General features: G+C 57.1%; 5 protein-coding genes. All 5 read left to right on the forward strand.

Features of this window, described 5'->3' with window-relative positions; all coding sequences use genetic code 11:
• The first annotated feature begins 6 nt into the window (after positions 1-6).
• The 5 genes from RN01_RS17505 to RN01_RS17525 all read left to right on the forward strand — a co-directional run bounded on the left by RN01_RS17505 (position 7) and on the right by RN01_RS17525 (position 6,309).
• A complete protein-coding gene (locus RN01_RS17505) occupies positions 7-723 on the forward strand; it encodes a hypothetical protein (RefSeq protein WP_017512226.1) in 717 nt (238 codons plus the stop codon).
• Positions 724-794: 71 nt separating this feature from the next.
• Complete coding sequence (locus RN01_RS17510) at positions 795-1,961, forward strand: AAA family ATPase (protein ID WP_017512227.1); 1,167 nt, start codon at positions 795-797, stop codon at positions 1,959-1,961.
• 24 nt (positions 1,962-1,985) lie between these two features.
• Positions 1,986-4,592, forward strand: coding sequence for a S8 family peptidase (locus RN01_RS17515; protein ID WP_017512228.1), 2,607 nt, complete (start codon positions 1,986-1,988; stop codon positions 4,590-4,592).
• 193 nt (positions 4,593-4,785) lie between these two features.
• Positions 4,786-6,081 carry a S8 family serine peptidase gene (locus tag RN01_RS32505; RefSeq protein ID WP_052261185.1) on the forward strand — a complete coding sequence of 432 codons (1,296 nt, stop codon included), beginning with the start codon at positions 4,786-4,788 and terminating at the stop codon, positions 6,079-6,081.
• Positions 6,082-6,093: 12 nt separating this feature from the next.
• The gene (locus tag RN01_RS17525) at positions 6,094-6,309 is read left to right on the forward strand and encodes a hypothetical protein (protein ID WP_017512230.1); all 216 of its coding nucleotides are present in this window, start codon (positions 6,094-6,096) and stop codon (positions 6,307-6,309) included.
• The last annotated feature ends 643 nt before the right edge of the window (positions 6,310-6,952 follow it).

Consider the following 6,952-nt stretch of genomic DNA (forward strand, 5'->3'; position numbering starts at 1 on the left):
ACTGTCATGAGCAACTACAAAAACACTTCAATCCGCATTAAGGGCGTGGGAAACCACGTGGGCGACAAGATCAATGTCAAGAACACTCACGTGACCAACAACATGTATCCCGAAGCGCCAAGTGATGCGGGCAAGGGCGGGGGAGACGCCCTCCCGGCGGCAGCATTTTGTGCACTGGTCGCTGTCTGGGCGTTCTTCCGCCATTTTGAGCAGGCGGAAATGGTGATTACGCGGTCAGGTCTGCTGTCCGTTTTCCCCGCTGCTCTGGCCTCGGTTATCGCATATTTTCGTGACGAGGATGGTGAGCCTGCACTCAAAGCATTGTTACCAGGCGTAGTCGCGGCGGCGGCGGCCATCTGGATGATGGGCGTAATCCGTGACGTGACGCCAGACGTAGTCATCGACCTGGCCGCTAGAGCGCATATGACAGCGTTCTGGGCCCAACTCTCCAACTATGGTCGCATGCTGGTGTTGCAGAATGGCGCCGCCGTTGCGTTGTGCGCAATGGCCATTGGCGTAAACCTTCTTGCTGGCGCGCGGGCCTTTGCAGCCAGCAACTATGACTGGTGTGGCTGGCTCTGGCGCCTCACGTGGCGCTATGCCCCAGTCCGGCATGTTTGGACGCAGGTATTGCTGCTTTCCGGAGCATGGCTTTTTGCCAACGGCTGGGCGTGGACAGCGTTTCTCTGGATCCAGTCCATCATGCTTAACGCGTTTCTCTAGCAAAGCAACTAGAGCTTGACGGAACTGACAGCGTGTAGTCTCATCTGCTCATTTTGGGCGGATTTCTGCACGTGAAGTCATCAAAATCGCAGCTTTCTGGTGCTCTTCTGGAGCTTTGTGGCGCCCTGCTGGATCGGTCTGGGACTCCGGACTTGGTCCTGCGGGTGGCGACTGAACTGGCCAAGTCGGGGGACGAGCGCGGGGCTGATGCCATTCGTGGGCTGGTCCCGACGACGTCGTCAGGTGCCATCGCCACCCCGGATAAAGCGCTGGCCGTCGTACCGAATTTCTCGGGTGAGACGCTCACCCGATCGGCACGCGTGCCGGTGGATCGCGAAACGTCTGCGCCGCTGGCGACGGTGTTGTTGCCGAAGGCGTTGCCGGCCACAAGTCCTATACTGTCCCCTGCATTGACGTCGGCGGTGCAGTCATGGATTGCGGAGTGGGGGCGGGCTGCCGAACTGCGCACTGTCGGCATTGAACCGGCACATACCTGTGTTCTGTTTGGGGATCCCGGTACGGGGAAGACAGATCTCGCGCTGTGGATCGCCGGGCAACTCGGATTGCCCGTCATCCTGGCTAGGCTGGACGGCCTAATGTCATCCTTCCTTGGGACGACGTCAAGAAACATTGGCAATCTATTTGCATTCGCAAACCGTCACCGGGCCATACTGGTATTGGACGAATTCGACGCGATTGCTAAGCTGCGCGACGATCCGAATGAAGTGGGTGAAATTAAGCGTGTGGTCAATACGCTGCTGCAGAACCTCGACGAGCGGGCTGACAAGGGCCTGACGATCGGGATAACAAATCACCCTCAGTTGCTCGATCCGGCCGTCTGGCGTCGTTTTGAGCTTCAGATTCAACTCCCCAAGCCGGACCTACAGACGCGAGCATCGATCGCCGAACGTTACGCCCAGCCGCTGAGATTTACGCGCGGTCAACTCAAACTAGTGGCCTCAATTCTAGAAGGTGCCTCGGGGGCCGAGATTCTGGATGTGGTGCGCTCGCTTAAAAAGAGTTGGATTCTCGAAGGTTCAAATGTATGCTTTGCGAATCGGTTACAAAATGTTATATCCACTCACGCAGCCAGAGTGCCAGCTCATGTGGTGGCGACGGTCAACGCCCCCATGCGCGATTTCGCCTGCATGTTGCATGAACGCTATGCGTTCACGCTCATTGAGTTAAGCGAAGTGTTCGGAGTGAACAGGACAACAATAAGCCGCTGGGTATCCTGATCCGGCGGAAGCCGGGGAAGGTAGATGGCCAGCGAGTATCCGCTGCTTTACGTGTCGAATCCGACGGTACTGCGGCAAGATCGAACAACGAATGCAGGTGGGTCGAAGACGGATTTTTTTGCCGATCGTGATCAGGCGTTCGCAGCATTGCGCACACATATCACGACTCGACTGGCAACCGTCCAGGCTCAGCTGCAAGACAATGCTCAGCGATTCTGCTCCTCGGGCTTTGTTAAGGTAAGGCTTCAAGAAAAAGCCTGGGCGAAAACGCACCGGCCTGTCCGTAAGCTATTCACAGAGGACAATGCACCGGTTGTCGCGGGCGATGACATCGGCGAATTGGTAGTCCGTGCAACGCCCGCCGGTCTAGGTCGAGTGATCGAAAGCGTCGGCAAGGCCGACAAGGACACGGCACGTCGACGAGATAGTCACGGCAAGCTGGTGGTCAATCCAAATCGCGAGCGCTCAGAAGTCGGGGCGCTGGAAGACCTGAGGTTGTGGTCCGAAGAGGATCGTAGGTTGCCCAACGCGAAAGACGCTATTTCCGTCTTCGAAGAATTTGGGCTGGCGCCGATGTACGCGGTGCGGTTTTTCGATCCGATCGATGCTGCCCTACAAAAGGCGAAGCCGGCCAGCGGTCATGTTGCATGGCAGGACAGTCCCGCCGACTCCTTTGTTCGCTCGCTAGTCCTGCTCGGTCGGAAGCTCGGCATCTATGTCGTGGTGGAACATGGGCTCGATTCCATGTCTCGCGCATATGTCGGCCTCGTGGACTCGCCAGGATTCGCCATTCTCGAAGGCTTCGAACGGTTGGACCAGATGGGCGAGCAGCTCAAGGTGGACGGCGACTTGTCGCTCGAGGCTCACAAGGAGCTTCTACACCTACTGGGCACACACCCAAATGTGCGAAGCGTTGCGGTGCCCACAGTGCTCTTTTCCGACCGTGTCTCAACTTTTGAAGCGGCTGCAACTGGACAGCGCATCCAAAGGCGATCAACGGTTGTATCTGTCACTCCCGCAAAGTTGCCAACTCCCGTCAAAGGAACGTCTTATCCCACGGTGGCAGTTGTGGACGGAGGCATCGCCGCGACGTTTCGTCCTTGGATCAAGGGGACCTATGGCGATATTCCCGAAGACGAGCGCGATCTGGAACATGGCACCAACATCGCAGGCTTGTTAGTGTCCGCTCAGAGTCTCAATGGTAGCTACGTACAGCGATTCGAGGAAGACGGTTGCTGGCTGATCGACATTGCGATCCATCCCACCGACGAATTTGCGGGGGACTACTACGAGAACGGCTCGGCCAAGTTTCTGGACGCCTTGGAAGGCATCGTGGCCCGATGCAAAGCCGAGCATGGCGTCCGTGTCTTCAATTTCAGTCTGAATAACAGGACCGACGTTCTGCCGAATCAGTTCAGCGATGAGGCAATGAGGCTTGACGCGATTGCACAACGTCACGATGTTTTTTTTGTGATTTCTGCGGGTAATGCGAAAGAGGGCGACGCTCGGGCACAGTGGGATTCGCGTCCGCTCTACGCGGCACTGCAATTGAGTGAAGTCCGCACCGATACGTTATGGGGGCCGGCTGATTCCCTGGTGAATGTTTCCGTAGGGGCAACCAATGGTGCAGGGGTGCAAGGCTGTATCGCCGACGCCCCAGCCCGATATAGTCGTCGGGGACCTGGTGTGCGCGGATCGATCAAACCGGACGTCTGTCACATCGGGGGCGCCGACCGTGATGGCGATCCGAATACCGGTCTGATGAGCGTCAGCAAAGAGGGAATGCTGGCTGCGGTCAAGGGCACGAGCATGGCGGCGCCATTAGCGGCAAAGACTTTAGCCGCGCTCGACCTGGAGATGGGCGGGCATGCACCCAGAGAGGTCGTTCAGGCGGTGTACTTGCACAATACGTATTTCGCGCCGCCGCTTACCCGTGTGCAGGCGAGGCGTACAGCAAGACACCTCGTGGGTTTCGGATATCCCCGACCGAGTGCCCAGACACTGATGCTGGACCGGCATACGTTTGGCGTGGTCGTGCATGACACCTTGCATGTGGACGACAACACTATCATCGATTTTCGCTGGCCGCGCGACCTCGTCGATGAGGAGGGGCGGTGTCGCGGCACGGCTCGCCTGACATTGGTCTACTCGCCACCGCTTGATTTCACATTTGGCGCAGAGGCGGCACGAATTAGTCTCGACCCCGCGCTACGCCAAAGAAAAGTCGATGACAAGTCCGATGAGGACGACGATGAGGATAGTGATGACGAGGAAGGCAAGGCCGGCTGGGTCGGCCGTCTCAAGCCTCTCCATGCCTCAGGGTTGAAACGGACGTCCCGTGAGGCGGCTCTCCTTCTCGATGGCATGAAGTGGAGTCCGGTCAAGCTTTTGGAAGGCAACCTGCGTGGCGTAGGCCGATCGTCGGAGTGGCGTCTGAGCGTGAATTACATCGCGCGGGACCAAGTGCAATTTCCTGAAGATGGCGTCCCATTCGCTGTGGTCCTCACGATCACCGATCCGCAAAAGGAAGCAAACGTCTACGATGACTTGCAGCAGGAGCTGGTCGCAAGTTCGTCGGTGAAACTGAACGACATCCGAACGGCGCTGCGTGTGCGACCGCAGGCTCGATAAAGCATAGAGAAAGTTGTCACGGATGGATAGAAAACAGTACATCGTCTTGGCCACAAGCACGCCTGGTGAGAAGAAAAGGGGTGGGCTTGAACCTTCCAGTTGTCATGCGGACAAGCTGGCCTCTATGCTTGGTAAGGCATTTCCCGAGGGTGCGACAGTTCCAGTGACGCGATCGCTGGTCGACGAGTCGGCCATGCTGGAACTCAGTGAGGAGCAAGCAGCATCATTTGAGCGCGCGAATCCCAACGTCAACCTGTATCCGGCGCGCACTTACCGGCTTGCTGCCGTGGACGTGGACACGGTGATGATGGCGAGCGGCCCGTTCCCCTTTAACGGCTTGGCCACGCAAGCCGCTACCCCGTACAGGGTGAAGGTTGTCGACAGCGCGGGGCGCGCAATAGCCGGCGTGAAGATCATCGTGCGCGAGTGGAAGGTAGGTGAGCCAGTTGAGGCAAAAACTGACGAACATGGAGTTGCAACGGTTCCGTCGCATAACGGTCTAGCTGAATATGTGCTTGCCATTCCATTTGCCGGTTATTGGGCCAAGGGCCAGCGCGGTGTCCTGGCGTCCCAGGGTGTCGTCAGTTTCGTCTTGGACAATCTGGATCCCGCGTATGAGGATTGCCGGAAGCATCATTACCCAGTATCGCCTCCACAGTCTACGAACAGCGCATCAGTCAAAGTGGCTGTCATTGATACCGGAATCGATTCACATTGCGATCTGAGCAATGTGGCCTGTCGCACATCCCACGCACAGGCCGACGATGATGATGACATTTATGACAACGGCACCGGTCACGGGACCCACGTGGCCGGCATTATTGGTGGCAATGGGGTGATCCGCGGCATTGCTCCAAGCGCGTCACTAATGAGCTATCGGGTGTTTGAACGCGGAGCGCGCGAGACCGTGACGTTTTACATCTACGATGCGGTAACTGCGGCAGTCGAGGATGGCGCGGATATCATCAATATGAGCCTTGGGCAAAGCGAGACGGATGCGGTGCTGGAGCAAGCAATCCGGAACGCCGAGGCCCAAGGCGTTCTCGTCGTTGCTGCATCAGGAAATGACGGACACGACAAACCGAGCTATCCGGCCAGTTATGCCGAAGTCGTGTCGGTTGCTGCGGTTGGGCGTATCGGTACCTTCCCAGCCGACTCATTGCATGGATGCAATGTTCAGCGTGTAAACGGGACCGATTGTCAGGATTTCGTGCCGGGCTTTTCCAACCATGGAAAAGTTGAACTTGCAGCGCCGGGTGTGGCCGTTGTTTCCACTATCGGGGTGGACGGCTATGCAGCACTTGACGGAACGTCGATGGCTTGTCCCGTGGTCTCGGGTTTTGCTGCCATGCTGCTCGAAAACGCACCGGAGGTGAAGGGTCGCGAGCGTTCTCCTGAGCGGCTGACGGATTTGAAACAGCTGCTTTATAGAGCGTGCAATTCTTTGGGCTTTGGCAGGTCAGATGTCGGCAGCGGATTGCCTCGTTAAATGGGAGGTGCCATGAGCCGTGTTGTTCTTGTTTTCTCCGGTCCGGGAGAGATTCCGGAATGCGACCTTCAGGCGATAAGACGGCACGCAGGCGTGACCGTTATTGATCATCGCCGATCCAATGCGCTCTTGTTAGAGGTTGAGGGGTCGGCCAGCGAATTCCTGGCCGACGTCGGCAAGATGCAGAACTGGATCGGCAGCGAGCAACGAACGTATCGCCTCACGTAGTCGCTAAGTCTGAGGTCAGGATATGGGGCCGCCGGGTGGTCTCCATAGATGCCATACTTGAAGTGTGGGGTTACCTATTGCTTTCGGGCGGACCATCTAATGGCCGATGCTCGCTTCGAGTGACTATGCATCATTGATCAGGTCGGTCTCGTCGCCGAACTTCGACCTATGGATCTCGTCACCTGCGTCATTCTGGCAGGATCAGATCGAGTTCGCATCGATGAGGCGATACTGGCACGAACACCTCCACCAAGGCCAATCTTCAGGTCGTGCTGATTCCACTGGCATCCTTCCGTTCAGCATCTCCCTCCCCAAGTGCTGACGATCCACACAACTACGAGTCGGCGATCGCCGAATACTACATCGCTAGCCCGCGCTGCAAGACGCCCAGCGATTGTTCATGCAGATTCAGGGGATGAATCTGTTTCAGTATTGTAAGCCTCCGGCCAGTACCGTCTAGACGTTGATGTGCGGCGAAAATAGTATCAGTACGAAATGAAAATAGATTCGGTACGGCTACCTATGCTTTATCTCAAGAGGGAGGATTGACCTTGCCCCTGTTCCACGAATCCCATAACCGAGGGAATTAGGCAGCCCGGTGTTGCTGAGCTGCGGACCAGTTTTTCTCGAACGTCATGGGGCT

It is taken from the genome of Cupriavidus sp. SHE (assembly GCF_000812445.1).
GTDB lineage: Bacteria > Pseudomonadota > Gammaproteobacteria > Burkholderiales > Burkholderiaceae > Cupriavidus > Cupriavidus metallidurans.

What these genes read in the sequence shown, in the direction of transcription:
- RN01_RS17505 (WP_017512226.1), top strand. Translation starts at nt 7, where the DNA reads ATGAGCAACTACAAAAACACTTCAATCCGCATTAAGGGCGTGGGAAAC.
- RN01_RS17515 (WP_017512228.1), top strand. Translation starts at nt 1,986, where the DNA reads ATGGCCAGCGAGTATCCGCTGCTTTACGTGTCGAATCCGACGGTACTG.
- RN01_RS32505 (WP_052261185.1), top strand. Translation starts at nt 4,786, where the DNA reads ATGCTGGAACTCAGTGAGGAGCAAGCAGCATCATTTGAGCGCGCGAAT.
- RN01_RS17525 (WP_017512230.1), top strand. Translation starts at nt 6,094, where the DNA reads ATGAGCCGTGTTGTTCTTGTTTTCTCCGGTCCGGGAGAGATTCCGGAA.